At 69.7% G+C, this 25738-nt stretch carries 22 protein-coding genes and 1 pseudogene; 16 read left to right on the top strand and 7 right to left on the bottom strand.

Features of this window, described 5'->3' with window-relative positions:
- The first annotated feature begins 60 nt into the window (after positions 1 to 60).
- The 5 genes from TSH58p_RS03150 (at position 61) to TSH58p_RS03130 (ending at position 6476) form a co-directional block, all read left to right on the top strand.
- A complete protein-coding gene (locus TSH58p_RS03150) occupies positions 61 to 1101 on the top strand; it encodes an SIS domain-containing protein (RefSeq protein WP_109071322.1) in 1041 nt (346 codons plus the stop codon).
- Between the two features lie 156 nt (positions 1102 to 1257).
- Positions 1258 to 2487, top strand: a complete 1230-nt coding sequence (locus TSH58p_RS03145) for a hypothetical protein (protein ID WP_109071321.1) — start codon at positions 1258 to 1260, stop codon at positions 2485 to 2487.
- Positions 2487 to 3164, top strand: a complete 678-nt coding sequence (locus TSH58p_RS03140) for a GDSL-type esterase/lipase family protein (protein ID WP_109071320.1) — start codon at positions 2487 to 2489, stop codon at positions 3162 to 3164. The genes TSH58p_RS03145 and TSH58p_RS03140 overlap by 1 nt, the downstream gene beginning before the upstream one ends.
- Positions 3165 to 3206: 42 nt before the next feature.
- Complete coding sequence (locus tag TSH58p_RS03135; protein WP_109071319.1) at positions 3207 to 4346, top strand: class I SAM-dependent RNA methyltransferase; 1140 nt, start codon at positions 3207 to 3209, stop codon at positions 4344 to 4346.
- A 27-nt stretch (positions 4347 to 4373) separates the two neighbouring features.
- Positions 4374 to 6476, top strand: a complete 2103-nt coding sequence (locus TSH58p_RS03130; protein WP_109071318.1) for a molybdopterin-dependent oxidoreductase — start codon at positions 4374 to 4376, stop codon at positions 6474 to 6476.
- Here TSH58p_RS03130 and TSH58p_RS03125 read toward each other — a convergent pair.
- The 3 genes from TSH58p_RS03125 to TSH58p_RS03115 all read right to left on the bottom strand — a co-directional run bounded on the left by TSH58p_RS03125 (position 6473) and on the right by TSH58p_RS03115 (position 8888).
- Entirely contained in the window at positions 6473 to 7207 is a 735-nt protein-coding gene (locus tag TSH58p_RS03125; protein WP_109071317.1) for a proteasome-type protease, read from the bottom strand. The genes TSH58p_RS03130 and TSH58p_RS03125 overlap by 4 nt on opposite strands.
- 161 nt (positions 7208 to 7368) lie before the next feature.
- Positions 7369 to 7536 (bottom strand): hypothetical protein, encoded by a 168-nt coding sequence (locus TSH58p_RS33545; protein ID WP_199230182.1) that lies wholly within the window; start codon positions 7534 to 7536, stop codon positions 7369 to 7371.
- A 581-nt stretch (positions 7537 to 8117) separates the two neighbouring features.
- Positions 8118 to 8888 carry a GntR family transcriptional regulator gene (locus TSH58p_RS03115; protein ID WP_247874168.1) on the bottom strand — a complete coding sequence of 257 codons (771 nt, stop codon included), beginning with the start codon at positions 8886 to 8888 and terminating at the stop codon, positions 8118 to 8120.
- Between the two features lie 223 nt (positions 8889 to 9111).
- Here TSH58p_RS03115 and TSH58p_RS03110 point away from each other — a divergent pair, with 223 nt between their 5' ends.
- From TSH58p_RS03110 to TSH58p_RS03080, 7 genes and pseudogenes are all read left to right on the top strand, one after another.
- Positions 9112 to 10125, top strand: coding sequence for an ABC transporter substrate-binding protein (locus tag TSH58p_RS03110; RefSeq protein ID WP_109071315.1), 1014 nt, complete (start codon positions 9112 to 9114; stop codon positions 10123 to 10125).
- Between the two features lie 214 nt (positions 10126 to 10339).
- On the top strand, positions 10340 to 11146 hold the full coding sequence (locus TSH58p_RS03105) for an ABC transporter permease (protein WP_040136228.1): 807 nt from the start codon (positions 10340 to 10342) through the stop codon (positions 11144 to 11146).
- A gap of 3 nt (positions 11147 to 11149) precedes the next feature.
- The gene (locus tag TSH58p_RS03100; RefSeq protein WP_109071314.1) at positions 11150 to 11932 is read left to right on the top strand and encodes an ABC transporter ATP-binding protein; all 783 of its coding nucleotides are present in this window, start codon (positions 11150 to 11152) and stop codon (positions 11930 to 11932) included.
- Complete coding sequence (locus TSH58p_RS03095) at positions 11929 to 13260, top strand: amidohydrolase family protein (RefSeq protein ID WP_109071313.1); 1332 nt, start codon at positions 11929 to 11931, stop codon at positions 13258 to 13260. The genes TSH58p_RS03100 and TSH58p_RS03095 overlap by 4 nt, the downstream gene beginning before the upstream one ends.
- A gap of 17 nt (positions 13261 to 13277) precedes the next feature.
- Complete coding sequence (locus tag TSH58p_RS03090) at positions 13278 to 14009, top strand: aspartate/glutamate racemase family protein (protein WP_109071312.1); 732 nt, start codon at positions 13278 to 13280, stop codon at positions 14007 to 14009.
- Between the two features lie 196 nt (positions 14010 to 14205).
- Positions 14206 to 15663 (top strand): annotated as a pseudogene (hydA, locus tag TSH58p_RS03085) (dihydropyrimidinase); the annotation flags it as partial.
- 31 nt (positions 15664 to 15694) lie between these two features.
- Complete coding sequence (locus TSH58p_RS03080) at positions 15695 to 17110, top strand: amidase (protein WP_109071310.1); 1416 nt, start codon at positions 15695 to 15697, stop codon at positions 17108 to 17110.
- A 129-nt stretch (positions 17111 to 17239) separates the two neighbouring features.
- On the opposite strand, the gene TSH58p_RS03075 is transcribed toward TSH58p_RS03080, so the two are convergent.
- The 4 genes from TSH58p_RS03075 to TSH58p_RS03060 form a co-directional block, all read right to left on the bottom strand.
- Positions 17240 to 18055, bottom strand: a complete 816-nt coding sequence (locus TSH58p_RS03075; RefSeq protein ID WP_109071309.1) for a GDSL-type esterase/lipase family protein — start codon at positions 18053 to 18055, stop codon at positions 17240 to 17242.
- On the bottom strand, positions 18052 to 18819 hold the full coding sequence (locus TSH58p_RS03070) for a hypothetical protein (protein ID WP_109071308.1): 768 nt from the start codon (positions 18817 to 18819) through the stop codon (positions 18052 to 18054). Before TSH58p_RS03070 ends, TSH58p_RS03075 begins: the two co-directional genes overlap by 4 nt.
- Entirely contained in the window at positions 18816 to 19982 is a 1167-nt protein-coding gene (locus tag TSH58p_RS03065) for an OpgC family protein (protein WP_247874166.1), read from the bottom strand. Before TSH58p_RS03065 ends, TSH58p_RS03070 begins: the two co-directional genes overlap by 4 nt.
- Before the next feature lie 323 nt (positions 19983 to 20305).
- Positions 20306 to 21109 (bottom strand): hypothetical protein, encoded by an 804-nt coding sequence (locus tag TSH58p_RS03060; protein ID WP_146205910.1) that lies wholly within the window; start codon positions 21107 to 21109, stop codon positions 20306 to 20308.
- Positions 21110 to 21631: 522 nt separating this feature from the next.
- On the opposite strand from TSH58p_RS03060, the gene TSH58p_RS03055 reads away from it, so the two are divergent.
- The 4 genes from TSH58p_RS03055 (at position 21632) to TSH58p_RS03040 (ending at position 25727) form a co-directional block, all read left to right on the top strand.
- Entirely contained in the window at positions 21632 to 22795 is a 1164-nt protein-coding gene (locus TSH58p_RS03055; protein ID WP_109071305.1) for an ABC transporter ATP-binding protein, read from the top strand.
- A 42-nt stretch (positions 22796 to 22837) separates the two neighbouring features.
- The gene (locus TSH58p_RS03050) at positions 22838 to 23884 is read left to right on the top strand and encodes an ABC transporter substrate-binding protein (RefSeq protein WP_109071304.1); all 1047 of its coding nucleotides are present in this window, start codon (positions 22838 to 22840) and stop codon (positions 23882 to 23884) included.
- Positions 23885 to 24019: 135 nt separating this feature from the next.
- A complete protein-coding gene (locus tag TSH58p_RS03045) occupies positions 24020 to 24919 on the top strand; it encodes an ABC transporter permease (RefSeq protein ID WP_109071303.1) in 900 nt (299 codons plus the stop codon).
- Complete coding sequence (locus tag TSH58p_RS03040; protein WP_040136197.1) at positions 24912 to 25727, top strand: ABC transporter permease; 816 nt, start codon at positions 24912 to 24914, stop codon at positions 25725 to 25727. The genes TSH58p_RS03045 and TSH58p_RS03040 overlap by 8 nt, the downstream gene beginning before the upstream one ends.
- The last annotated feature ends 11 nt before the right edge of the window (positions 25728 to 25738 follow it).

The following is a 25738-nucleotide window of genomic DNA, read 5'->3' as shown; positions in this document are numbered from 1 at the left end:
GGCCCGCCATGAAGTGAGGGAGAGACCGTGTTATGATCGGCCTGGAACGGAGGCCGACCCATGACCAGCGCTCCCCTGATGATGCAGGAGGCCGCCACCGCCCCAGCGGCGGTGCGGCGCCTGCTGGACTCCGACGCCACGGCGGTGGCCGCCCTCGCCGACCGGCTGCGGGCCGCGCCGCCGCCCTTCGCGATGACCATCGCGCGGGGCAGCAGCGACCACGCCGCCGGCTACGCCCGCTACCTGTTCGAGACGGCGCTGGGGCTGGTCACCGCCTCGGCGGCGCCGTCGGTGGTCACGGCCTACGGCGCCGCTCTGCGGGTGAAGGACGCCTTCGTCCTGGCCATCTCCCAATCGGGCCAGAGCCCCGACCTGCTGCGCGTCGCGGAGGCGGCGCGGGCCGGCGGCGCGTTGACGGCGGCGCTGGTCAACGCCGAAGAGTCGCCGCTGGCGGAGCGGGTCGCCCATCCCCTGCCGCTGCACGCCGGGCCGGAGTTGAGCGTCGCCGCGACCAAGAGCTTCGTCGCCAGCCTCGCCGCCATCGCCCGGCTGACCGCCGTCTGGACGGATGACGAGGCGCTTCTCGACGCCCTTCCCCAACTGCCCCGAGGGCTGGAACGGGCCGGTGCGGCGGACTGGTCGGCGGCGCTGCCGGTGCTGGAATCCGTGTCCAGCCTGCTGATCGTCGCGCGTGGCCGCAGCTACCCCATCGCGCAGGAAATGGCGCTGAAGTTCAAGGAGACCGCCGCCGCCCACGCCGAACCCTTCAGCGCGGCGGAGGTGATGCACGGCCCGATGGCGCTGGTCGAGCCGGGCTTCCCCGTGCTGGTGGTGGCAGTGCGGGACGAGACGCTGGACGGCGTGCTGGACACCGCCCGCGCGCTGAAGCAGGCCGGCGCCCATCTGCTGGTCGCCTCCGCCGAGGAGCGGGCGCTCGCCCTGGCCGACACGCCCCTGCCCTTGCCGCCGCCGCTGCACCCGGTGCTGGATCCCATCGCGGCGATCCAGGCCTTCTACCCCTTCATGGCCCGGCTGGCGGTGGCGCGCGGCTTCGACCCCGACCGGCCCCGCCACCTGCGCAAGGTCACCCGGACAATCTGAACAGGCGGACAATCTGAACAGGCGGACAGTCTGAACGGATTAAGTCGAATTCGCGGTGATCTTTTCGGCGCCGTCGCCACCGCCCGTTGACGCGGCCCGACCGGCTCGCGCTAGGCTTGCCGAAACCACGGCTTGGCAGCGAAACGGGACAACAGCATGACCATCGGCATCGGCGCGGACGACCTTCTGCGGTTCGAGAGTCTGGGCGACAATTGCGAATTCGGCTTCGTCCTGCGCCGGTTGTCCTGCGAGGCGGGAAGCCTGTTCCGCTGGGCCTCCATGAAGCCGGATCAGCTTCTGACCAAGCTGCGCGCCAATTTCGAGGGCATGTACCGCTTCGAGAACCTGGCGCCGCTGCGCACCGGCATGGTGCTGGATTCCGCCTACGGCATCGGCTGGCACAGCGACATGAAGTCCGACGTCACCGGCGGGCGGCTGGTCTTCCGCGACGACGAGGCGACGCGGCGCGCCCTGCACCGCCGGGAGACCCGCAAGATCCAGTATCTCCAGGCCAAGTTCACCGCGCGGGCCGCCATGGGCGGGGTGATCTTCGTCGTGAAGTCGAACCCCGGCATCGCCCCCGCCACCATCGACGGGCTGCACGAGGCGCTGGCCGCCCTGGCGGGCCACGACGACTTCGCCCTGCTGGAGGTGCAGGCGACGGACGACCCCACCCGCATCGGCCGCGTGGATTGGCAGCGGCCCGGCCTGATGCGCGGCTACGTCACCCGCTTCGCCCCCTATCATCAGGCGGACGACATCGACGCCACGGCGTGGTTCGCCATCGTCCAGGGCGCTCTGCACCTGTTCCCCTGCCACGACTGGACGCAGCGCCACGCCGCCCTGCGCATCGGCACGCCGGACGCGCTGGTGCAGCTCCGCTTCCCCTTCGGCCCCGATCAGGACATGGGCAAACCCCTCACGGGCGATCTGCGCGCCGGGACCGTCCGGCTGCTGAACGGCAACAGCTGGTGCCGCCCCTATGAGGGCCTGTTCCGCCTGCACGGCCCCGATCCGGAGCGGCCGGGCACCACGCTGCGCTGGACCGGGGTCCATGCCCCCGGCCCCTTCCATCTCGGCGCCAGCCTGCGCTGCCCCTTGCGCGACTCCGTCCCGCTCCGCGTCGCCGTGACCATCGCCCTGGAGGATGGCGCGGCGCTGGCCGAGGAGCGGTTCGAGGTGCATCCCGGACGGGCGACCGACCTTGTGCTCGACGCCCCCGCCGCGAAGGGACCGCTGACCATCGCGTTGACCGTGAACGCCGTGCGCCCGCTGGCCGAGGGGGAGCGCGCCGTTCTGGACCTGTCGCCGCCTGCCCTGCACCCGGAGCAGGTCCCGGCCATCGCTCAGCCGGTGCGGGCCGTGGACACGGCGAAGGCGGCGTGATGCGGTCCATCCGGCGGACGGGCTGGACCGGGGTTGCCGCTCTGCTGGCGCTCCTGGCCGCCCCGGCGCAGGGCGAAACGCCCATCGGGCCGCGCACCCAGCCGCCCTACCCGGACTGGCTGACGACGCGCATGGAGACGCTGCGGCGGCAAGACCCGAAGGCGATGCTGCTGGGAGACTCTCTGGTCGTCGGCTGGCCGCCCGACCTCGCCCGCCGGCTGTTCGACGCGGAGCCGATGAATTTCGGGGCCGGGGGCGACAGCACGGGAAACCTGCTGTGGCGGGTGCGGCAGTCCTTCGGGCCGGGCATGAGTCTGGAGTCCGCGCTGGTCCTGGTCGGGACGAACGACCTGCCGACGCGTACCGCCGCGGAGATCGCCGACACCATCGCCGCCATCGCCACGGACGTGAAGCGCTTCGCCCCCGGCTCCTGCGTCACCTTGCTCACCCTGCTGCCGCGGCGCGACGGCAACGCCGTGTTCGCCGAGCGCATCGCCGATGTGAACCGGCGGCTGGCGGCGCTCGCCGGCCCCGGCCTGCGCGTGGTGGACGTGCATGGGCCGCTGCGCGACGCCTGCCCGGCGGAGAGCGCCTGCCCGCTCTACAAGGACCCGGTGCATCTGAGCCGTGCGGGCTACGAGCGGCTGACCGCCGCCATCGGCAAGACCGGCTGCTAGAAAGATGTCGAAGGCGGCGAGGCTTCGGGATATCTAGGGGCCATGACCAGCGACACCGCCGCCGACCGTACCGGCACCGATTTCGAGATCTTCATCGTCACCGCGCCGGGCCTGGAATCCGTGCTCTGCGCGGAGGTGAAGGCCAAGGGTTTCCGCGACGCCACCGCCATCAAGGGCGGTGTCACCGTTCGCGGCGGCTGGCCGGAGGTCTGGCGGGCGAACCTGGAACTGCGCGGGGCGACCCGCGTGCTGGCCCGCGTCGCCTCCTTCCGCGCCTTCCACCTCGCCCAGCTCGACAAGCGGGCGCGCCGGGTGCCCTGGGCCGAGTTCCTGCGCCCCGACGTGCCGGTCCGCGTCGAGGCGTCCTGCAAGGGCTCGCGCATCTACCACGCCGGGGCCACCGCCCAGCGCATCGAGCGCGCCATCACCGAGGAGCTGGGCGCCCCGATCTCCGCCGAGGCCGAGGTCTCCATCAAGGCCCGCATCGACGACGACCTCTGCACCATCAGCGTCGACGCGTCGGGCGAATCCCTGCACAAGCGCGGCCACAAGGAGGAGATCCACAAGGCCCCGCTGCGCGAGACGCTGGCCGCCCTGTTCCTGCGCCACTGCGGTTACGACGGGACGGAGCCGGTGGTCGATCCGATGTGCGGGTCCGGCACCTTCGTCATCGAGGCGGCGGAGATCGCCGCCGGCCTGCACCCCGGACGCAGCCGCCGCTTCGCCTTCGAACAGCTCGCCTCCTTCGACAACGCGGCGTGGCAGGCAATGCGTTCCGCGGGCGGCGTAAACACTGCGCCCGCCGTCCGCTTCTACGGCAGCGACCGCGACGGCGGGGCCATCGCCATGAGCCGCGCCAACGCCGAGCGAGCGGGTGTCGCCGCCCTGACGGACTTCCAGAAGCACGCGGTCAGCGACCTGATGCCGCCGGAGGGGCCGCCGGGCCTCGTCATCGTCAACCCGCCCTACGGCGCGCGGATCGGCGAGAAGAAGCCGCTGTTCGCCCTTTACGGCGCGCTGGGCCAGACGTTGCTGTCGCGCTTTTCCGGCTGGCGGGTCGGCCTCGTCACCAACGAGGCGTCGCTCGCCCAGGCGACCGGCCTGCCCTTCCAGCCGTCCGGCCCGTCGGTGTCGCACGGCGGCCTGCGCGTGACGCTGCACAGCACCGCCGCCCTTCCCTGACCCTGCTCCAAACCCATCTGTAGACCCATGTCAAACCGCACCGCCCCCCGCCTGCACGCCTCGGCCTGCCCGCACGATTGCCCGTCCACCTGCGCGCTGGAGGTCGAGGTGCTGGACGAGCGCCGCATCGGGCGCATCCGCGGCGCCGCCGACAACAGCTACACCGCCGGGGTGATCTGCGCGAAGGTCGCCCGCTACGCCGAGCGGGTGCACCATCCGGACCGGCTGACCCAACCGCTGCGCCGCACCGGCCCCAAGGGCTCCGGCCAGTTCGAGCCGATCGCCTGGGACGAGGCGCTGGACATCGTCGCCGAGCGCTTCCTGGAGGCGGAGCGGCGGCACGGGCCGGAGACGGTGTGGCCCTACTACTACGCGGGCACCATGGGGCTGGTGCAGCGCGACGGCATCAACCGGCTGCGCCACGCCCGGCGCTGGTCGGGCTTCTTCGCCACCATCTGCACCAACCCGGCCTGGGCCGGCTGGCTGGCCGGCGCCGGCAAGCTGGCCGGGGCCGACCCGCGCGAGATGGCCAAGTCCGACCTCGTGGTGATCTGGGGGACCAACGCCGTGTCCACCCAGGTCAACGTGATGACCCACGCCGTCCGCGCCCGCAAGGAGCGCGGGGCCAAGATCGCTGTCGTCGACGTCTACCGCACCCCGACCATGGAGCAGGCGGACATCCCGCTGCTGATCCGTCCGGGCAGCGACGGGGCGCTCGCCTGCGCGGTGATGCATGTGCTGTTCCGCGACGGTCTGGCCGACCGCGCCTATCTCGCCAGCCACGCCGACGATCCCGCCGGGCTGGAGGCGCATCTCGCCACCCGCAGCCCGGAATGGGCCGAGGCCATCACCGGCCTGCCGGCGGCGGAGATCGAGGCCTTCGCCCGGCTGGTCGGGCGGACGCCGCGCAGCTATTTCCGGCTGGGCTACGGCTTCACCCGCTCGCGCAACGGTGCGGTGAACATGCACGCCGCTTCCTGCATCCCGGTGGTCAGCGGCGCCTGGCAGGTCGAGGGCGGCGGCGCCTTCCACTCCAACAGCGGCATCTACGGCTGGAACAAGACGCTCATCGAGGGGCTGGACCTGCGCGACCCGACCGTGCGCATGCTCGACCAGTCGCGCATCGGCCCGATCCTGGAGGGCGACCCGGAGGCTCTGGCCGGCGGCCCGCCGGTGACGGCGCTGCTGATCCAGAACACCAACCCGGTGACCATCGCCCCCGATCAGGCGCGCGTGCGCCGCGGCTTCGCCCGCGATGACCTGTTCGTCTGCGTGCACGAGCAGTTCATGACCGAGACGGCCCGCATGGCCGACATCGTCCTTCCCGCCACCATGTTCCTGGAGCATGACGACCTCTATCAGGCCGGCGGCAACCAGCACATCCTGCTCGGGCCCAAGCTGGTCGATCCGCCCGGCGACTGCCGGCCCAACCACGCCGTCATCACGGAGCTGGCGCGGCGGCTGGGCAGCGACTCCCACCCCGGCTTCGCCATGACCGAGCGGGAGCTGATCGACGCCACGCTGCGCGCCTCCGGCCACGGCACGCTGGAAGCGCTGGAGGCTGCGCGTTTCCTCGATGTGCAGCCGGATTTCGAGGACGCGCATTTCGTGAAGGGCTTCCGATGGCCCGACGGCAAGTTCCGCCTGAAGCCGGACTGGCCCAAGGTGCCCTACGCCGCGCCGTCCACCTTCGGCCCGGTCGACTCGATGCCGACCTTCCCCGACCATTGGGCGGTGACGGAGGAGGCGGACGACGAGCATCCCTTCCGGCTGGTCACCGCGCCGGCCCGCAACTTCCTGAACAGCAGCTTCACCGAGACCCCGACCTCCGCCGGGCGGGAGCGCCGCCCAAGCCTGATGCTGCATCCCGAGGACGCGGCGGCGCTGGGCATCACGGAGGGCGACCGGGTGGAGGCCGCCAACGGGCGCGGCGCGGTCCTGCTGCACGCGCGGCTGTTCGACGGGGTGCGGCGGGGCGTGGTCATCGCGGAATCCATCTGGCCCAACGCCGCGCACGAGGGCGGGCGCGGCATCAACAGCCTGACCGGCGCCGACCCGGTGGCGCCCTTCGGCGGCGCCGCCTTCCACGACAGCCATGTGCGGGTGCGGAAGGTGGCGGCGTCGGTTTAATCAGCCCACTTGGGCGGCGGCAGGGATCGGAAGGCCTCGCGGAGCGCCTGGGACCAGCCGTCGCTGATCTCCTTGAAGCAGGGGTCGTCCTCGCCGATCCGCCGCCGCGTTTCCAGCTTCAGCGCGTCGCGGCGGTAGGCGATCAGGTCGAGCGGCAGACCGACCGTCAGGTTGGAACGCAGCGTGCTGTCCATGGAGATCAGCACCAGCTTCATCCCCTCCTCCAGCGGCGTGTTGTGGTTCAACGCGCGGTCGAGGATCGGCTTGCCGTATTTGTGCTCGCCGATCTGGAAGAAGGCGTTGTCGGCCGTCGCCTCGATGAAATTGCCGGCGGCGTAGACGTGGAACAGCCGCACCCGGTCGCCGCGGATCTGGCCGCCCAGGATGATCGACAGGTCGAAATCCACCCGCTGCTCCTTCAGCGCGTGGCCGTCCCGCTTCCACACCTGACGGACGGCGGCGCCGACGAGCTGGGCCGCCTGGAACATGCCGCTCACGCTGGAGATGGTCCGGATCTCGCCGTCCAGCTCCACCCCCTCCTGGATCAGCGCGATCACCGACTGGGTCAGCGACAGGTTGCCGGCGGTCATCAGGGCGATCATGCGGTCGCCCGGCTCTTCGAAGACGTGCATCTTGCTGAAGATGGAGATGTGATCCACCCCCGCGTTGGTGCGCGTGTCCGACAGCATCACCAAGCCGTCCTTGAGATACAGGGCGACGCAGTAGGTCATGGTCCGTCCTCTCTCCTCCCAGCGGAAGCCGGACCGCCCACGCAAAAAGGGGCGGCCGGCTGGCCGCCCCAGTGTATGCCGAAAAAACCAGCACGCCGCAAACCCATCGCGGGGAACAGGACATCATGTCCCGCCCCTGCGACGTCCCTTGCGGCGTCCGCTCAGCGCTGCTGCCCGCCCTTCTCGTTCCGGTCGCGATCCATGTCCTGCTGCTGCCGGTTCGCCTGGTCCTGCCCCTGCTGCCGGTTCTTCGGGTTGTCCTGGGTCTGCTGCCCCTGCTTCCGCTCGTCCTGGCTGCCCATCTGGTTCGGGTTCCGTTCGTCGGCCATGGTGTTTCCTCCGCAGTGTCGGTTCCGATGCCCGGCGGGCATGACGCGAACCAAGACGGCGATGGTACGCGCTGCAAACGGCCCGCCCCTACGATGGCAGGCGATCATGTCCCGATTCGCGTGGAACTCTTGGCTTGCGGCGCAAGGTCATAGGCTAAAAAACATACTCCCCCGGCCACTGTGCCCATTGACATCATGCGGGTACGTATGGTCTATCTTTCGTAGCGCTGCGAACAGCGTCAGGCCGGAGTCTAGGGAGGACTCGGTAGTCCGTGAAAGCAGGGGCGCGCCGCACAAAAACAAAGGCGCGCACACAATGCAACACGCTGCATGCCTCAAGCCCTCGCACCCCCGCAGGGCTTTGACGGCGGCAGCGTGTTTCACTTTCAGGGCCTTGCTTTCCACCAGACATTGCGATTTTTTTGTTGCAGCGCACAAGAAGCGAGGTGGCGCGGCATGCAAAGAAAAAGGCCGCCAGGATTGCTCCGGCGGCCCGAGTCTAGGGAGGAAACGCCCGAAAAGGCGTCAGTGAAACTAATATATTCCGCAGCGCAGCATAATTCAAGCCTTAATCGAACGACTCACCCCGCGTCCATCGGCGCGACGTCGGTGACCGCCCCGCCCTCCTGCCCGCCCTCCTGCCCGCCCTCCTGATCGATCCCCTGAGCCGGCGGCTGGCGCAGCGCCTGGATGACCGCCACCGCGGTGCGGCGGCTGTGATCGGCCAGCAGGGCTCCGGCCTCCTCGGCATCGCGGCGGCGGAACGCCGCCATGAAGCCCTCATGCTCGTCCACCGACTCCTGCCAGCGGCCCGTGTCGTAGTTGGCGAGCGAGCGGGCGCGCAGGATCTTGGCGGCAAAGCCGGCGTAGGTCGCCTCCAGCGCCGGGTTGCGGGCCATGGCGACGATCTGGGTGTGGATCTGCCGGTTGGTCAGGAAGTAGGCGGCGCGCTCCCCCGCCTCGTGCTGGGTGACGAGCTGGTCGTGCATCCGGTCGAGCTTCGCGAACTCCGCGTCGGAGCCGTTGCGGCAGGCGAGCGTTCCGGCCAGCCGCTCCAGCGCGTCCATCACCTCGAAGATCGCGCCGATCTCGTTGGCGTCCACCGGGGCGACGATGGCCCCGCGGTGCGGGCGAAGCTCCACCAGCCCTTCCGACGACAGGACCCGCAGCGCCTCGCGCAGCGGCGTCCGGGAGATGCCCAACTGCTCGCACAGCTGCACCTCGGGCACCCGGACGCCGGGCGGCAGTTCGCCGCCCAGGATCATCGCCCGCAACTCCTCCACCGCCGAATGGTGCAGCGTCGCGCGGCGGATCGGCCGGGCCGGCGCCTTCATGGTCTTGATCCTGTCCATCCTGACCCTGCCCCCCGAACGTGCTGCATACTTGGGCATGCATACCGAAATGATGCGTCATGCCCAAAATTCAGGCAAGCCCGCTCCCGCGCGGCCAGCCTCATTCAATATGCCCTAAACGGCTGAAAACAGCCAATAAATTGGCGATTATAATATTGTATACAATTTGGCACGAGCCTTGCGAAAGGATGAGGGACGCAACCGCATCGGGAGCACCCCCTTCATGACGTTCCGGTCCCTCACCCTGACGACCGTCACCGCCGCCTTCCTCGCCCTCTCCGCCGCCGCGACGGCGCAGGCCGCCGACGCGGAGAAGCTGAAGTTGGGCTTCGCCAAATGCGCCCATTGCCTGCCGATGGCGCTGACCCCGGAACTCGCCAAGGGCGTGGAGATCGAGGCGATCAACTTCAACTCCGGCAACGACGTGCTGACCGCGCTGGTGTCGAAGAGCATCGACATGGCCCAGGTCACCTACCTGCATTACATCACGGCGCTCGATAAGGGCTTCGACGTGGTGGCCGTGTCCGGCCAGGTGAACGGTGGGTCGGAGATCGTCGTCGGCAAGGGCATCACCCTGAAGGCCGATGATTGGGACGGTCTGAAAAAGCTGATCGCCGAGCGCAAGGAGAAGGGCGAGCCGCTGCGCGTCGCGGCGTCGCGCGGCAACGCGCAGGACATCCACATGCGCGGCGCCCTCCAGAAGCACGGCATCAACGTCAACAAGGACGTGCAGTTCATCAACATCCCGAACCCGTCCGACCACGCCGCCGCCCTCCAGCGCGGCGAGGTGGACGTGATCTGCACGGTGGAGCCCTTCGCCTCGCAGATCCGCCAGACCGGCGTCGGCACGCATTTCGCCCTGCCCTACGACCAGGCCGCCGGCAACCTGACCAACCTGATCGTCACCCGCTCCGACGTCATCAAGGACCATCCGAAGGCGGTCGAGGCCACCGTCGGCTCGGTCGTCGCCCTGGTCGACAAGCTGAAGTCCGACCAGACCGTGTGGGTGGACGTCATCAACAAATACACCGGCATGGACAAGGCCATCGCCGCCGAGGCGCTGAAGAACGCCTCCCCGGATTACGCCATCCACAAGGACAGCACGCTGGCCATCGCCACGATGATGCGCGAGCTGAAATACATCTCCAACGACGTCACCGCCGCCGCGGAGAAGAACCTGGATTACCGCTTCCTCGAAGCGGTGACCAGCAAGCCGAAGAGCGAGCTGGGCTTCTGAGAATTTCCCCTCTCCCCTCCGCTCACGCGCAAACGAAGTTTGCGCTGACGCGGCAGGCGGACCATTGGTCCGCCGAAAGCGGGAAGAGGGTCAGGGTGAGAGGGTTGCGCTTGTGCCGGACGTTCCGCCATGCGCCCCCCTCACCGGCCCTACGGGCCACCCTCTCCTCAGAGGGGAGAGGGCTATGAACATGACGGGATAGGGAAACCGGGCCATGACGGCATTGTCGAAATCCTGGGAGCGCGCCGTCGTTCCCCTCTTCATCCTCGCCGCCTGGGAGGTGTTCTCCCGGTCCGGCTTCCTGCCGGCGGCCCTGCTGCCGGCCCCGTCGGTGGTGCTGCACACCTGGGGCGACTGGATCTTCGGCTTCGACGAGACCTCGCAGGGCAACACCGGCCGCTGGTTCGCCGACGCCCTGTCCAGCGCCACGCGCGTCGCCGCCGGCTACGGCATCGCGGTGGTCAGCGGCGTCCTGCTGGGCATCGCCATCGGCTGGTGGCGCTGGGTCGAGCGGACGGTGGAGCCGACCATCCAGATGCTGCGCCCGGTGCCGCCGGTGTCGTGGATCCCGCTGGCGATCATCTGGTTCGGCATCGCCAACAAGCCGGCCATCTTCCTGGTCTTCCTCGGCGCCTTCTTCCCGATCCTGATGAACACCATCCACGGGGTGAAGACCGCCGACCGCAACCTGATCCGCGCCGCCTCGATGATGGGCGCCACGGAACAGCAGCTGCTGCGCCACGTCGTGTTCCCGGCGGCCCTGCCCAGCATCTTCGCCGGCCTGCGCATCGGCATCGGCGCCGCCTGGATGCTGACCGTCACGGCGGAGATGGTCGCGGTGAAGAGCGGCCTCGGCTACGTGCTGTGGGACAGCTACTACTTCCTGCGCTACGACCTCGTGCTCGCGGCCATGGCCAGCATCGGCCTGCTCGGCTACGCGACCGACGCGCTCATCAAAGTCCTGATGTCCGCCGCGCTGCACTGGCAGCACGGCTCCACGCTCCAGAGCCGGGAGGGCTGAGCGATGGCTTCCATCGACCTTCAGAACATCACCAAGATCTTCCGCGACGCCAAGCGCAAGCGCGACCTGCTGGCCATCGACAACGTCAGCCTGTCGGTGGAGAAGAACGAGTTCCTCTGCCTGCTCGGCTCGTCGGGCTGCGGCAAGTCCACCCTGCTGAACATGATCGCCGGCTTCGAAAAGCCGACCGAGGGCACCGTGACGGTGGGCGGCAAGCCGGTGGACGGGCCGGGCGCGGACCGCGGCATGGTCTTCCAGCAGGCCAACCTGATGCCCTGGCTGCCGGTGTGGGAGAACGTCGCCTTCCACCTGCGCCTGAAGGGCTGGCGCAAGGCCGACCGGCGCGAGGCCGCCCAGGAATACATCGACATGGTCGGCCTGCGCGGCTTCGAGAACCATTTCCCGGCGGAGCTGTCGGGCGGCATGAGCCAGCGCGTCGGTATCGCCCGCGCCCTGCTGCTGAACCCGCAGGTCATCCTGATGGACGAGCCCTTCGCGGCGCTCGACGCCCAGACCAAGATGGACATGCAGGAGGAGCTGGTCGCCATCTGGCAGAAGCAGCGCTGCACCGTCGTCTTCGTCACCCACAGCGTGGACGAGGCGCTGGTGCTCGGCACCCGCGTCGCCGTGATGACCAGCCGTCCGGGCCGCATCCGCGAGCTGATCGCGCTGGACCTGCCGCGCCCGCGCGACACCACCGGCCCGCGCTTCAACGACCACAAGCGCCACATCCTCAACCTGATCCGCGAGGAGGGCCTGCAGCAACGGCAGGCCGCCGTCGCGTGACCGGCCGGCTCGACCTGCTGCTGACCGGCGTCACCGCCCTGACCGGGGAGACGCTCGGCAGCGTCGTGGACGACGCCGCCATCGGCATCCGCGACGGGCGCATCGTCCATCTCGCCCCGGAAGCGGAGGGCTTGCCCGCCGCCGCCGAGACCCGGCGCCTGCCGGGTCGGGTGGTGACGCCGGGCTTCGTCAACGCGCATCTGCACGCCGTCCTGGTGATGGTGCGCGGCGTGGCCGCCGACCTGGGCTTCGCCCCCTCCTACACGCCGGGCGTGCCCAAGGGCACCGACGCCACGCCGGAGGAGGCCCGCGCGCTGGCCCGGCTGGGCGCGGTGGAGGCCCTGCTCTCCGGCTCCACGCTGATCTGCGACCATTTCGTCCACGCCGACGCGACGCTGGACGCCATCGCCGAGCTTGGCCTGCGCGTCCATGCGAGCTGGCGCGTCCACGACGTGGACTTCGCCCGCGTGGCCCAGGGAGAATGGCGCTTCGACCCGGCCATCGGCAACGACCTGCTGCGGCGGACGCTCGACCTGCACGACCGCTGGAACGGCGCCAACGGCGGGCGCATCCGCGTGCAGATGGCCGCCCACGCGCCGGACACCTGCTCTCCCGCCTTCCTGCGCACCCTTGCCGAGGAAGCGGCGACGCGCTCCATGCGCGTCAACACCCATCTGGCGCAGAGCCGGGTCGAGGTGGAGCGGGTGAAGGCCTCCACCGGCCTGACCCCGGCGGAGCTGCTGGACGAATGCGGGCTGATGAACGACCGGCTGCTCGCCACCCATTGCCTCTATGTCGAGGACGCCGACATCGCGCGGCTCGCCCGCGCCGGGGCGCACGCGGTCCATGTGCCGAAATGCAACGCCGCCTCGGGCCGGCTGGCGCCAACGCCGAAGCTGAAGGCGGCGGGCGTGAATCTGGCGCTGTGCACCGACACGCAGCACGGCGACATGGTGGAGGCGATGCGCTGGGCGCTCGCCACCGCGCGCATCCAGCAGGGCGGCGTCACCGCCGACTGGCAGCCCGCCGACGTCTTCCGCATGGCGACGCTGGGCGGCGCGCAGGCGGTCGGCATGGCCGACGAGATCGGCACGCTGGCCGTGGGCAAGAAGGCCGACCTCGTCGTCTTCGACACCCGCCGCCCGCATCTGCGCCCGCTGATGAATCCGCTCGGCACGCTCGTCCACACCGCGCAGGGGCGCGACGTGGAGATGGTGCTGGTGGACGGCGAAACGCTGGTCGAGGACGGGCGCCCCGTCCGCGCCGACCTGAACGACATCTGCATCGAGGCCGACAAGGCCGCCCGCGCGCTGTGGGCGCGCGCCTGACCGAAAGAACCATGGCTATGAGCAACCGCGTCCTTCTGGGCATGCTGACCCCCTCCTCCAACACGGTGCTGGAGCCCGTCACCTCCGCGATGCTGAGCGGCCTGCCGGAGGTGACCGCCCATTTCGGGCGCTTCACGGTGAAGGAAATCTCCCTGCGCGCCGCCGCACTCGACCAGTTCACCGACGCGCCCTTCCTGGACGCCGCCCGGCTGCTGGCCGACGCCCGGCTGAACGTGATCGGCTGGAACGGCACCTCGGCCGGCTGGCTGGGCTTCGCGGCCGACGAGAAGCTGTGCGCCTCCATCGAGGCGGAGACGGGCATCCCCGCCTGCACCTCCATGCTCGCGCTGAACGAGATCCTGGAGACGACGGGGCGCAAGCGCTTCGCCATCGTCAGCCCCTATCTGGACGAGATCCAGGAGAAGATGGTCGCCAACTACAACGCCGCCGGCTTCGAGGTGGTGGCGGAGCGGCACCTGAACGACCGCGGCAACTTCTCCTTCTCCGAGGTCACCGAGGAGACGATCGAGCGGATGTGCCTGGAGGTCGCGGAGGCGAAGCCGGAGGCCATCGCGATCATCTGCACCAACATGCGCGGCGCCCCGGTGGCCGAGCGCATGGAGAAGGCGCTGGGCATCCCCGTCTACGACACGGTGTCCACGGTGGTGTGGAAGGCGCTGCGCATGACCGGCGTGGACACCCGCCGTGTCGAGGGCTGGGGCAGCCTGTTCCGCGAGCTGCATGGCTGAGGGCCTGAAAATGCCCTCGCCCCTCTGGGGAGAGGGAGGGGACCCGTCGCGCAAGCGGCGGGGAGGGTGAGGGGGCCGGTGCGCGTGCGCACCGCGAAGGGGCATACTGCCCCTTCGCCATCCCCTGGCATGGGCTATCGCCCATGCCGCCCCCTCACCCTAACCCTCTCCCCGGAGGGGAGAGGGAACAGACTGCTCATCCAACATGAGGGTTGCCATGAACTTCGATCTGGTCATCCGCAACGGCACGGTCGCGACCGCGTCGGACGTGTTCAAGGCCGACGTCGGCGTGCGCGGCGGGCGGATCGCCGCGCTGGGCGAGGGGCTGGCCGCCGGACGGGAGGAGATCGACGCCGCGGGCCTGCTCGTCCTGCCGGGCGGGGTGGACGGGCACGTCCATTTCGACCAGCCGACCGGCGACGGGTCGGTCATGGCCGACGATTTCCTGACCGGCACCCGCTCCGCGGCCTTCGGCGGCACCACCACCGTGCTGCCCTTCGCCTGCCAGGAGAAGGGCAAGACGCTGCGCGCCGCGGTGGACGACTATCACCGCCGCGCCGCCGGCAAGCCGCTGATCGACTACGCCTTCCACCTCATCGTCACCGACCCCACCGAGCAGGTGCTGGGCCAGGAACTGCCGGCGCTGATCCGCGAGGGATATACGTCCTTCAAGATCTACATGACCTACGACGCGCTGAAGCTGAACGACCGCCAGATTCTGGAGGTGCTGGACATCGCCCGGTCCGAGGGCGCCATGGTCATGATGCACGCGGAGAACGCCGACTGCATCGCCTGGCTGACCGAGAAGCTGGAGCGCGCCGGCCAGACCGCGCCGTTCTTCCACGGCGTCTCCCGCCCCCGCGTGGCGGAGCGCGAGGCCACCCACCGGGCCATCTCGCTGGCCGAGCTGGTGGACGTGCCGATCCTGATCGTCCACGTCTCCGGCGCCGACGCGGTGGAGCAGATCCGCTGGGCGCAGGGACGCGGCCTGCGGATCTACGCCGAGACCTGCCCGCAGTACCTGTTCCTGACCGCCGACGACCTCGGCGGAGACGGATTCGAGGGCGCCAAGTGCGTCTGCTCGCCGCCGCCGCGCGACGCCGCGAACCAGAAGGTGATCTGGGACGGGCTGACCGGCGGCGCCTTCCAGGTCTTTTCCTCCGACCACGCGCCCTTCCGCTTCGACGGGCCGGGCGGCAAGAAGGTTCATGGCGAACAGGCGCCCTTCCGCTGCGTCCCCAACGGCATCCCCGGCGTCGAGACGCGCCTGCCGCTGCTGTTCTCCGAAGGCGTGATGAAGGGCCGGATGGAGCTGACCAAGTTCGTCGAGCTGACGTCCGCCAACCCGGCCCGCATGTACGGCCTGCACCCGCGCAAGGGCACCATCGCGGTGGGGGCGGACGCCGACATCGCCCTGTGGGACCCGTCGCGCACGGTGACCATCACCAACGGCATCCTCCACCACAATGTGGACTACACGCCCTATGAGGGGATCGAAGTCACCGGCTGGCCGGTCGTCACGCTCTCCCGCGGGGAGGTGATCTGCCGCGACGGCGAACTGCTGGCCGAACCGGGGCGCGGCGCGTTCCTGTCCTGCGGCCTGCCCGCCCCGGCGCGGCCCAAGGGCTCGCCGGCCCCCGTCCTGCCGTTCTAAACTCGGCCCGCAGCAACAGGAGATTTCGCCCGTGAGCACGCCCGATCTGTTCCGCCTCAGCGCCTCCGAGATGGCGGAGGGCGTGCGCACCCGCCGCTTCCGGGCGCGCGATCTCGTCGCGGCGAGCCTGGAACGCATCGCGGCTCTGGACGGCGGGCTGAAGTCCTTCATCACCGTGGCCCCCGACAGCGCGCTCGCCGCCGCGGAGGCGGCCGACCGGCGGGTGGAGGCCGGGGCGCCGCTCGGCCCGCTGCACGGCGTGCCGGTGGGCGTCAAGGACCTGACGCTGACGGCGGGGCTGCGCACCACCTACGGCTCCACCCTCTACGCCGACCTGATCCCCGACACCGACGACCTCAGCGTCGCCCGGCTGAAGGCGGCCGGCGCCATCATCGTCGGCAAGACCAACACGCCGGAGTTCGGCTTCGGCGCGATCACCGGCAACGAGCTGTGCGGGCCGACCGCCAACCCCTACGACCTCGACAAGACCAGCGGCGGGTCGAGCGGGGGAAGTGCGGCCGCGGTGGCGGCCGGGCTGGTGCCGCTGGCCCAGGGGACCGACTTCGGCGGGTCGGTGCGCACGCCGGCCAGCTTCTGCGGGGTGGTCGGGCTGCGCCCGACGCCCGGACGCATCCCCAGCCCCGGCCGCGCGCTGGCCTGGGACGGGCTGGCGACGCAGGGATTCCTCGCCCGCGACGTGGCCGACGCGGCGTTGGCGCTGGCCGCCGTCAGCGGGCCGGACCCGCGCGACCCGACCTCGCTCCCCGTTCCGGCCTGGACGGTGCCGGACCTCGACGCGCTCGACCCGTCATCCCTGCGGGTGGCCTGGAGCACGGACCTCGGCTCCGCCCTGATCGACCTCGGGCTGGCCGAGCGGTTCGAGGCGGTGATGCGCGGGCTGGAGGGCCGCTTCGGCGCGTTCGTGGAGGCCACCCCCGACTGCCGCGAGGCCGGCGCCGCCTTCGGCACGCTGCGCGCCGCGCACATCTTCCACACCTACGGCCGGACGCTGGAGCAGGACGGCGACCGGCTGAGCCCGTCGGTCGCCTGGAACATCGCGCGGGGCAAGGGGCTGAGCGCCGCCGACTATCTGCGGGCGGAGGCCCAGCGCAGCGCGCTCTACCGCCGCTTCGCCGCCTTCTTCCGCGACCACGACATCCTGATGACGTTGAGCGCCAGCGTGCCGCCCTTCCCCAACGCCCAGGGCGACGTGACGGAGATCAACGGCTTCCGGCTGTCCACCATCATCGACTATCTGGCGATCACCTACACGGTGTCGCTGATCGGCTTCCCCTGCCTGTCGATCCCCTGCGGCTGGACGGCGGACGGGCTGCCCATCGGCCTGCAACTGATCGCCCGCCCCTACGAGGAGGACCGTCTGCTGCGCTGCGCCCGCTTCCTGGAGCGGGAGGTGGGGTTCCGCCACCGCTGGCCGGAGGGGCTGTGACGGTGGCCCCCACCCTAACCCTCCCCCGCTGACGCAGGAGAGGGGACTGCCGCCGCTTCGCAGAAGGCACCCTCCCCTGCGAAAGCGGGGGAGGGCCGGGGTGGGGGCAAACGCCTCTTAATCCCACCCTCACGGCCTTGCGGACACCGTCCCCGCGGTCCGCAAACTGAGCGCGTCGTGCAGCGAGGCGGCCAGTGTGCGGGCCACGCAGTCATAGCCGAAGTCGTTCTGGTGGATGCCGTCCGGCCCGACCAGATCGCTCAGGGCGGCCTGACGCGTCTCCACCCACTGGCGCATCACCGCGTAGCGGTGGAACAGGCCCACCCCTTCCTCCGCCGCGACGCGGGCGATGCGGTCCTCCATCTCCTCGTGCCGGGGCTTCGCCAGCATGGCCGGGGCGTATTGCAGGTCCATCAGCACGACGTCGAGCCCGGCGGCCTTCAGCGTCCGCACGCCGTCACGGATCACCTGCTCCGCCGCGTCGGGGTCGTCGCCGCGAAGCACCGTGTTGGCCGCCACCTGCCAGATCACGAGATCGGGCGCCTCGTCCAGCACGTCGCGCTGGAATCGCTTCAGCATGTCGGGACCGGTTTCCCCATTGGCCCCCTTGTTGAGGACGGTCAAAGCGAGGCCGGGATAGCGCGCCCCCAGATGCTCGGCCAGCCGCGCCGGGTAGCTGTGCTCCGGCTTGCTGGCCCCCGCCCCGGCGGTGGAGGAGGAACCGATGGCGACGATGCGCAGCGGCCCGCCGGCGGCCAGCGCCCGCGCGCTGTGCGGCAGCGGCACGGCGAGGTCGGCGGTCTGCACGGACACGGCGCAGGCCGCCGCCTTCACCGCATCGGGCCGGGCCGTCAGACCGACGAGGAAAGGGATGATGGACAAGAGGGCGGCGGAGAGGACGGCGGCCCTCCGGCCATGGGTCCGGGGGGCGGGCGTGCCTGTCACGGAGCGGGTCTCCCGGCGCGGTCGATCATGGTGGACACGGTGTCGGCCAGGATGCGGCCGAGGCAGCGGTGGACGAACTGGTAGGCCTGCAGCTTTTCCTCCTTGGAGTCGGGGGCGAAGCCGACGCGGCCCTCTTCGAACCAATGCCGCATCATCTCGAAACGGGGGAAATGGACCACGTCGCTGTTCTGCGACATCCACTCCACATAATCCAGGTAGGGTTGGAAGGTGATGAGCTGGGTCGTCTGCGGGCTGTACTGCATGTCCATCAGGATCACGTCGGCGCCGCGCCCATGGGCCGCCGCGATGCCGCGGCCCAGCGCCTCCCCGAAGCTGTCGGGCCCGATGTTCCGCATGGCGTCCGCCGTCCCCACCTGCCAGACCAGCAGGGAGGCGGAGGACGCGGCCAGTTCCCGGCTCAGGACCGGCAGCATCTCCTGCGCGGTCGCCCCCGGCGCGTTGCGGACGGTCACGCTGACCTTGCGGTCGGGCAGCCGGGCCGCCAGATCCTTCTCCAGCAGCGCCGGATAGGCGGTGTCGGGGCGCGAACTTGCCGAGTTCAGCACCAGGATGGGCAGCGCGCCGCCGCGTTTCAACCGCTCCCAGGCGCGCGGCAGGACGCCATCGACGGTGTAGACGGTTTCCGGAACGGCGCAGGGATCGGCGGGCGTCTCCGACGCCGCCCGCGCGACGCCCGCGGGGATGGCGGGGGTTGCGGTCAGTCCCGCGAGGACGGCCAGGGTCAAGACGGTCGCGCGCTTCATGCGCTCGGGTCCTTGGCAGGGGCCATGGGAGCGGCAGGGGCCAGTGGGGCAGCGGGTGCCGCGGGCGGGGCGGACGCCGGTTGGCGTGGCGGCCGTCCCACGGACTGATACCAGGTCAGAACCCGCGCGGCGGCCACCATCACGGCGATGCCGGCGAGTGTGACCGAAAACTGCGCCAAAAGCGAGGCGGACCAGTGGTTCAGCACCGTCTGGCCGGCGAAGGACAGGAAGATGCCCAGACAGAAGACCTGAAGCGATTGCCGCCCGCACAGGATCACCGGGGCCAGCGCCGGCCAGCGCAGCCACGCGCTGTCGAACCGCGCGATCTGCAGGACGACGTAGGCCAGCGCGCAGAAATGAGTGAACCGCAGCAGGTCGAGGTCGGTCTTGCTGATCGGGTAGAGGATCTCCGCCAGCCACACCGGCATCAGCGCGGCCATCGGCGCGACCTGCCAGGAGATCACCAGCAGCAGCGAGGCGAAGAGATAGCCGCCCGCCAGCCACAGCAGCGCCGTCCGCCGCTTCGTCAGCGCCGCCGCCACCTTGGGCAGCCGCTGCATGGTGGCCCCCAGAACGAACAGGAGCTGCCAGGCGAAGGGGTTGAAGAACCAGACGCCGCCGTCCGGATAGGTCGGCAGGTTCCAGTCCAGGAGGCGCGCCGCCGCGTAGAGCGTCACCGACCCGGCCAGCAGGGCCAGCGGCCAGCGCCGCAGCACCGGCAGAACGACCGGGAGGGACAGCAGCAGCACGATGTAGAGCGGCAGGATGTCCAGGTTGGCCGGGCGGAACTTCAGAGCCAGCGCCTGGACCAGCGACACCGCGGGATCGGCGAAGAAACCGGCGATGCCCATTTCCTCGGTGAACAGCGGGTTGTCGAAGACGCGCGCGGTGTAGGCGACCTGCGCCGTGAAGGCGATGAACAGGAAGAGATAGGCGATGTAGAGCGTCCAGCAGCGGTCCAGCACCTTGGCCGCGGCGAACCGCCAGCCATGCTGCTCCAGTATCCGGGCATAGACCAGCGACGACGTGTAGCCGGAGATGAAGACGAACACCTCGGTCGCGTCGCTGAGACCGAAGTTGCGCATCGTCACCCAGGCGATCTGATTGCCCGGAATATGGTCCACGAAGATGAACCACAGGGCCAGCCCGCGGAAAAAGTCCAACCGAAGATCGCGCTTCCCGCCCGACGCCACCGCCCGACCCCGCCCTTGTTTCGTGTGCGGCGCACCGTGGCACGGTGTTTCCGTCTTGGCAATCGGCTCGGCGGACGGTGCACGGCGATCCTCCGCCGACGCCCGGCGCATCCCTGCCACCTTGCAGCACCGTGCCGGACCGCCAATCCCGGACCCGCCGAACGCCCCGTCCGCCGGCTCGGTGTTCGCCCCCACCGGCCACGGGCTGTGCCGCTTTACGCCGCTGGCCGCTCACCGTCCGCCGACCGGCCGATCCCGGCGTCCGCGCTCGCAACGACGCTGCGAGCCTCCCATCAATCAAAGCGCTCATGTGCGTGGATGCAGCGCTCGACCCATTCGACCAGCCGGACCGGCGTGCAGGTGCGCTCGAAGACGTCCGCGGCCTTGCGCCCGATCGCCTCCAGGGTCGCGTCATCCGCGTTGGCGATCACGGTTATCAGATCCTCATACCCGTCGTCACAGGGGAGATAGCAGCCGTCCAGAGTCGCATTGAACGGCAGGACCTCCGGCAGGCGAGGCGACACCGTCGCGGCGCCGAAGGCCATGTATTGGAGTTGGCCCCGGTCCAGCATGTTGTTGTTCTGGCCTGGCACGCACACGCTGAGCCGGATGTTGGACACGTCATCCCAGAACGCGGCCTGGGACAGCTGGTCGTTGGCGAAGGCGTCACCGAAGGTGACACGGAGCTGTGTCATGACCTCAAGGCGCCGCTGAAGCGCATTGCCGTAAGGGCGTTGGCGCATGGTGATGCCAAGACGGCCCACCGGAGCGTATGTCACACCGGACCGCAGGCGGTAGAACTCATTCCAATCATAGAAGGACACTGGAGCAAAAGGGAAAACATTCAGATAGGATTCCCCCGCCTTGCAGTGGAATTTGAAGACAGGAAGTTTGCTATCGTACGTCCAAAGACCGGCATCAGAGAAATCAAAGAGAATCCACTGCCCATCGACATTACAGAACAACACGGTTTCATTTTCAGAGGATATGTTTGCAAAATCAATATCCGCGCCGGAGTGCCGAAATATCTCTAGAATATAGCGAAAATGAATATCATAGTAACGCTGGCCTTTATTTTCCGGGAACAGAATTTTCATGGCGAGCGCCTCTAAGATGACGACCTAAGAAGAAGGATGGAAAAAATCTACACAATTCTATATTCATAGCAGTTTTTGCAAAATCCAGCAAGAGAAGCCGGCGGCGGCGTGAGCGATCATAGCGCTGGCGCGCTCTGAATTGGGCGATGCCAACACACGACGACAGGTGCCAACAAGAACAATCCAATTCTCACCGCCCCCTCCCCCGCCATGCGTGGCGCACAAGCGAGACCGTCTCTCCTGACTCCCTCGCCCCCGCCGGTGCGCCGTGCCTCTATGCCCACGCTTCAGGCATCATGACCACGGTTAAGGCTATGGCTAAATCTTAGGCATATTTGGCGGGCAGACTGCCCAGCTTCGCGCCGCGCCCGAACAGGGCTGTCCGGGCGAACACCGGAGTATGTGGGGAGCCGGGGCCGGACCGTCCTTGAACGCGCCGGAATGGCACGCGGGTTGCTCTCCCCATGTCCTGCGCCGCGCCACCGGGGGTTCCCGCCGGTGCGCCCCACCAGGATACGCCCCATGGCCGCACTCCAATCCGCCCGTTCGCACCGCCCCCCGGCCCCGCAGCCCGCCTCGGAGGAGTCCGCGACGCCCGCGGGCGTCGCGGTGACGCTGGACGGCATCACCCACCGCTTCGGCGCCTCCACCGCCGTGGACAACGTGACGCTGGAGATCAAGGCGGGCGAGCTGGTGGCCCTGCTGGGGCCGTCCGGCTGCGGCAAGACCACGCTGCTGCGCATCCTCGCCGGCTTCCAGGCGCAGACGCTGGGCCGCGTCGTCATCGGCGACCGGGTGGTCGACAGCCTGCCCCCCGCCGGTCGCGGCGTCGGCATCGTCTTCCAGAACTACGCCCTGTTCCCGCACATGACGGTGGCGCAGAACGTCGCCTACGGGCTGGAGGCGCGGGGTGCCGCCCGCGACGCGGTGCGGGCGCGGGTGGAGGCGATGCTGGGTCTGGTGAAGCTGGACGCCATGCGCGACCGCTTTCCCAAGCAGCTCTCCGGCGGGCAGCAGCAGCGCGTGGCGCTGGCCCGCGCCCTGGCGATCCAGCCGAGCATCCTCCTGCTCGACGAGCCCTTCGCGGCGCTCGACAAGAATCTGCGGCTGGACATGCAGATCGAGATCAAGCAGCTCCAGCGCCGCTTCGGCATCACCACCATCATGGTCACCCACGACCAGGAGGAGGCGCTGAGCATGGCCGACCGCATCGCCGTGCTGAGCCGGGGCAGGCTGGAGCAGTTCGGCACGCCGGAGGACGTCTACGACCGCCCCGGCACCCTCTTCGTCAACGGCTTCGTCGGCAGCGCCAACCAGTTGCGGGGCCGGGTCGTCCGCGCCTCCGGAAGCATCGCCGAGGTGGCGCTGGAAGCCGGCACCGTCCTGACCGCCGTCACCCCCGACGCCGCGCTCGCCGCGGGCGACCCCGCCATCCTCTGCGTGCGCCCTGAGAACCTGCGGCTCGCCACCGAGGCGGCGCCCCAGCAGATCGCCGGCACCGTGGACCTCGCCCTGCCGCTCGGCCCGGTCGTCGTCTACGAGGTGCGCACCGCCGACGGCGGGCAGGTGAAGGTGACCGAGCCGCGCGTGGCCGGCGCCGCTCTGCGCGCGCCCGGCACGCCGGTCCGGCTGCAACCCGTCTCCCCCCAGACCTGCCGCGCCTTCGCCGTTCCCGCGGGCGCCTGACCCAATCCCCCTTCCCTCCTCCTCCCCCTGGAGTGCCCGCCGATGACCCTCGACCGCCGCCAGATCCTCGCCGCCGGCCTCACGCTCGGCGCCATGTCCCTGTTTCCCGGCATGAGCTGGGCGCAGGCGCGCAAGCTGGTGTTCGCCACCTTCACCGGAAGCTGGGAGGAAGCCCACCGCGACGTGATCGTCCCGCATTTCCGCAAGGCCACGGGCAACGCCGACATCGCGCTGGACCCGATGCTGTCGGTGGACATGATCGCCAAGGTGTCCGCCGCCAAGGCGAACCCGCCGATCGACGTGATGCTGATGGACCCCGGCCCGCGCCTGTCGGTGATCGGCCAGGATCTGGCCGCCCCCTTCCCCGTCGACGACAGCAAGAATTACAAGGACCTGCTGCCGGTGGCCCAGCTTCCCGAAGGGCCGGGCATCTTCTTCCAGGCCGTCGGCATCACCTACAACCCGGAGAAGGTCAAGACCCCGCCGACGAGCTGGGACGACCTGTGGAAGCCGGAATACAAGGGCCGCGTCGGCATCACCAACATGAACTCGACGCTCGGCACCGCCTTCATGGTCGAGCTGGCGAAGACCCGCGGCGGCGGCGAGAACGACATCGAGCCGGCCTTCGCCGCGCTGAAGGAGCTTCAGCCGAACCTCGGCGCCGTGGCCCCCAACCCCGGCGCGCTCGCCACCCTGTTCCAGCAGGGCCAGATCGACATCTCGCCCGGCAACTTCAACGCCATCCAGATCCTGCGCGCCCGCGGCGTGCCGGTGGAGTTCGCGAAGCCGAAGACCGGCACCATCGCCTTCCTGACCACCGCCCACATCACCAAGAACTCCCCCAACGCCAAGCTGGCGGCGGCGCTGATCGAATCGGCCATGGCGCCGGAGGTCCAGACCAAGCTGATGCAGGCGCCCTTCTACGTCATCCCGACGAATTCCAAGGTGCAGATGGACGGCGACATCGCCCGCATGATCGCCAAGGACCAGGAGGAGCTGAAGGCGTCCTTCGTGTTCCACGACTGGTCGGTGATCAACCGGAACCGCGCCGGCTGGATCGAGCGGTTCAACAAGGAGATCAAGGTGTAAGGCGTCGGAACGGCCCCCCTCCCGACCTCCCCCCGCTGCGCAGGGGGAGGAGAAAAGCCCTCCCCTGCGCGGCGGGGGAGGGTTTGGGTGGGGGCCCACCGCGACCACTCTTCACGCCCCACAGGACTCCCGCCCATGACCGCAGCCACCGCCATCACCGCCCCCGGCCTCGCCGGACCCGCGACCGCCGCACGGCCCCGCATCGGGCGGGAATGGACGCTGGCGCTGCCGCTGGCCGCCTTCTTCGCGGTGTTCTTCGTGACGCCGCTGCTCCTGCTGGTCGCCGTCAGCCTCTACGCCGACGCCGAGATGACGCGGTTCGGGCTGGACCAGTACATCCGCTTCTTCGGCGACGCCTTCAATCTGGCCGTGCTCGGCAGCACGCTGCTGCTGGGGGTGAAGGTCACGGCGCTGACCCTGCTGTTCGGCTACCCGCTGGCCTGGCTCTACACCCGCAGCGGGCCGCGGATGCAGTCGGCGCTGATCCTGGTCATCATCCTGCCGCTGCTGACCTCCGTCGTGGTCCGCACCTTCGCCTGGATCGTCATCCTGGGGCGGGACGGCATCGTCAACAACCTGCTGCTGTCGCTGGGGCTGGCGGAGACGCCGCTGCGCCTGCTCTACACCGAGGGCGGTCTGGTCGCCGCCCTGGTGCAGGTGCAGATGCCGCTGATGGTGCTGCCGCTGATCACCACCCTGTCGCGGCTGGACCCCAACCTGCTCGACGCCTCGGCGGCGCTGGGCGCCGGGCCGTGGCGGGGCTTCCTCAAGGTGACGCTGCCGCTGAGCCTGCCGGGGATCGTCGCGGGGTGCCTTCTGACCTACGCCGCGTCGGTCACCGCCTTCATCACCCAGTCGCTGGTCGGCGGCGGGCAGATGCTGTTCATGCCGCAATACATCTATCAACAGACGATCACGCTCCACAACTGGCCCTTCGCCGCCGCCATCTCCATCGTCTTCATGGTGTCGGTGCTCGGTGTGGTGATGCTGTTCAATCTGCTGGGCCGCGCCAGCAAGGGGTACGTCCATGCCTGACATGCAGCGCCCAACCCTGGGAAGCGCCTCCTTCGGTCTCGTCATGGGCACGCTCGCCGGTGCGGCGCTGCTGCTGCTGGCGGCGCCGACGCTGGTGGTGCTCGTCACCTCCTTCACCGACGGCTATTCGCTGAAGTTCCCGCCGCCGTCCTACAGCCTGCGCTGGTATGCCTCGCTGATCGACGCGTGGCAGCTCCAGGACGCCGCCCTGGTCAGCCTGAAGCTGGGCGCCGTGGTGACCGCCGTGTCGGTGGTGCTGGGCACCGCCGCGGCGCTGGCCATCGGGCGCAGCCGCCGCGCCTGGGCGCGCGGGCTGGACGCCCTGTTCATGTCGCCGCTGGTCCTGCCGGCGCTGGCCTTCGGCCTCGCCTCGCTGGTGTTCTTCAGCACGGCGGGGGTGGAGCTGTCCTTCCTGACGCTGGCCATCGGCCACATCGTGGTCAGCGTGCCCTACGTCCTGCGCACCACGCTGGCGAGCCTCGCCCAGCTCGACCCCGCGCTGCTGGAAAGCTCCGAGAGCCTGGGGGCCGGGCGCCTCTACACCTTCCGCCGGGTGACGCTGCCGACCATCCGCAACGGCATCGGCGCCGGGGCCTTCATCGCCTTCATGTCGAGCTTCGACAACATCCCGGTGTCGCTGTTCATGGCCGACGCCCGCAACGAGGTGCTGCCGATCCGCATGTGGCAGATCCTGGAGAACAGCCTGGACGTCCGCGCCGCGGCGGTGTCCGGCGTGCTGATCGCCGTCACCGTCCTGGCGATGGTGGTGATGGAGCGGGTCGCCGGCCTGTCGCGCCAGCTCCGCTGAGCCCAAGACCC

The organism is Azospirillum sp. TSH58, from assembly GCF_003119115.1.
Lineage (GTDB): Bacteria > Pseudomonadota > Alphaproteobacteria > Azospirillales > Azospirillaceae > Azospirillum.
The sequence above is the reverse complement of the archived record's forward strand: the minus strand, read 5'-3'. Positions and strand labels throughout refer to the sequence as shown.

Bases quoted from the DNA above. Each gene is read 5' to 3' on its own strand.
- TSH58p_RS03050 (WP_109071304.1), top strand. From the start codon at position 22,838: ATGACCCTCGACCGCCGCCAGATCCTCGCCGCCGGCCTCACGCTCGGC.
- TSH58p_RS03110 (WP_109071315.1), top strand. From the start codon at position 9,112: ATGACGTTCCGGTCCCTCACCCTGACGACCGTCACCGCCGCCTTCCTC.
- TSH58p_RS03140 (WP_109071320.1), top strand. From the start codon at position 2,487: ATGCGGTCCATCCGGCGGACGGGCTGGACCGGGGTTGCCGCTCTGCTG.
- TSH58p_RS03060 (WP_146205910.1), bottom strand. From the start codon at position 21,109: ATGAAAATTCTGTTCCCGGAAAATAAAGGCCAGCGTTACTATGATATT.
- TSH58p_RS03145 (WP_109071321.1), top strand. From the start codon at position 1,258: ATGACCATCGGCATCGGCGCGGACGACCTTCTGCGGTTCGAGAGTCTG.
- TSH58p_RS03100 (WP_109071314.1), top strand. From the start codon at position 11,150: ATGGCTTCCATCGACCTTCAGAACATCACCAAGATCTTCCGCGACGCC.
- TSH58p_RS03130 (WP_109071318.1), top strand. From the start codon at position 4,374: ATGTCAAACCGCACCGCCCCCCGCCTGCACGCCTCGGCCTGCCCGCAC.
- TSH58p_RS03045 (WP_109071303.1), top strand. From the start codon at position 24,020: ATGACCGCAGCCACCGCCATCACCGCCCCCGGCCTCGCCGGACCCGCG.
- TSH58p_RS03150 (WP_109071322.1), top strand. From the start codon at position 61: ATGACCAGCGCTCCCCTGATGATGCAGGAGGCCGCCACCGCCCCAGCG.
- TSH58p_RS03040 (WP_040136197.1), top strand. From the start codon at position 24,912: ATGCCTGACATGCAGCGCCCAACCCTGGGAAGCGCCTCCTTCGGTCTC.
- TSH58p_RS03055 (WP_109071305.1), top strand. From the start codon at position 21,632: ATGGCCGCACTCCAATCCGCCCGTTCGCACCGCCCCCCGGCCCCGCAG.
- TSH58p_RS03105 (WP_040136228.1), top strand. From the start codon at position 10,340: ATGACGGCATTGTCGAAATCCTGGGAGCGCGCCGTCGTTCCCCTCTTC.
- TSH58p_RS03070 (WP_109071308.1), bottom strand. From the start codon at position 18,819: ATGAAGCGCGCGACCGTCTTGACCCTGGCCGTCCTCGCGGGACTGACC.
- TSH58p_RS03115 (WP_247874168.1), bottom strand. From the start codon at position 8,888: ATGGACAGGATCAAGACCATGAAGGCGCCGGCCCGGCCGATCCGCCGC.
- TSH58p_RS03125 (WP_109071317.1), bottom strand. From the start codon at position 7,207: ATGACCTACTGCGTCGCCCTGTATCTCAAGGACGGCTTGGTGATGCTG.
- TSH58p_RS03090 (WP_109071312.1), top strand. From the start codon at position 13,278: ATGAGCAACCGCGTCCTTCTGGGCATGCTGACCCCCTCCTCCAACACG.
- TSH58p_RS33545 (WP_199230182.1), bottom strand. From the start codon at position 7,536: ATGGCCGACGAACGGAACCCGAACCAGATGGGCAGCCAGGACGAGCGG.
- TSH58p_RS03135 (WP_109071319.1), top strand. From the start codon at position 3,207: ATGACCAGCGACACCGCCGCCGACCGTACCGGCACCGATTTCGAGATC.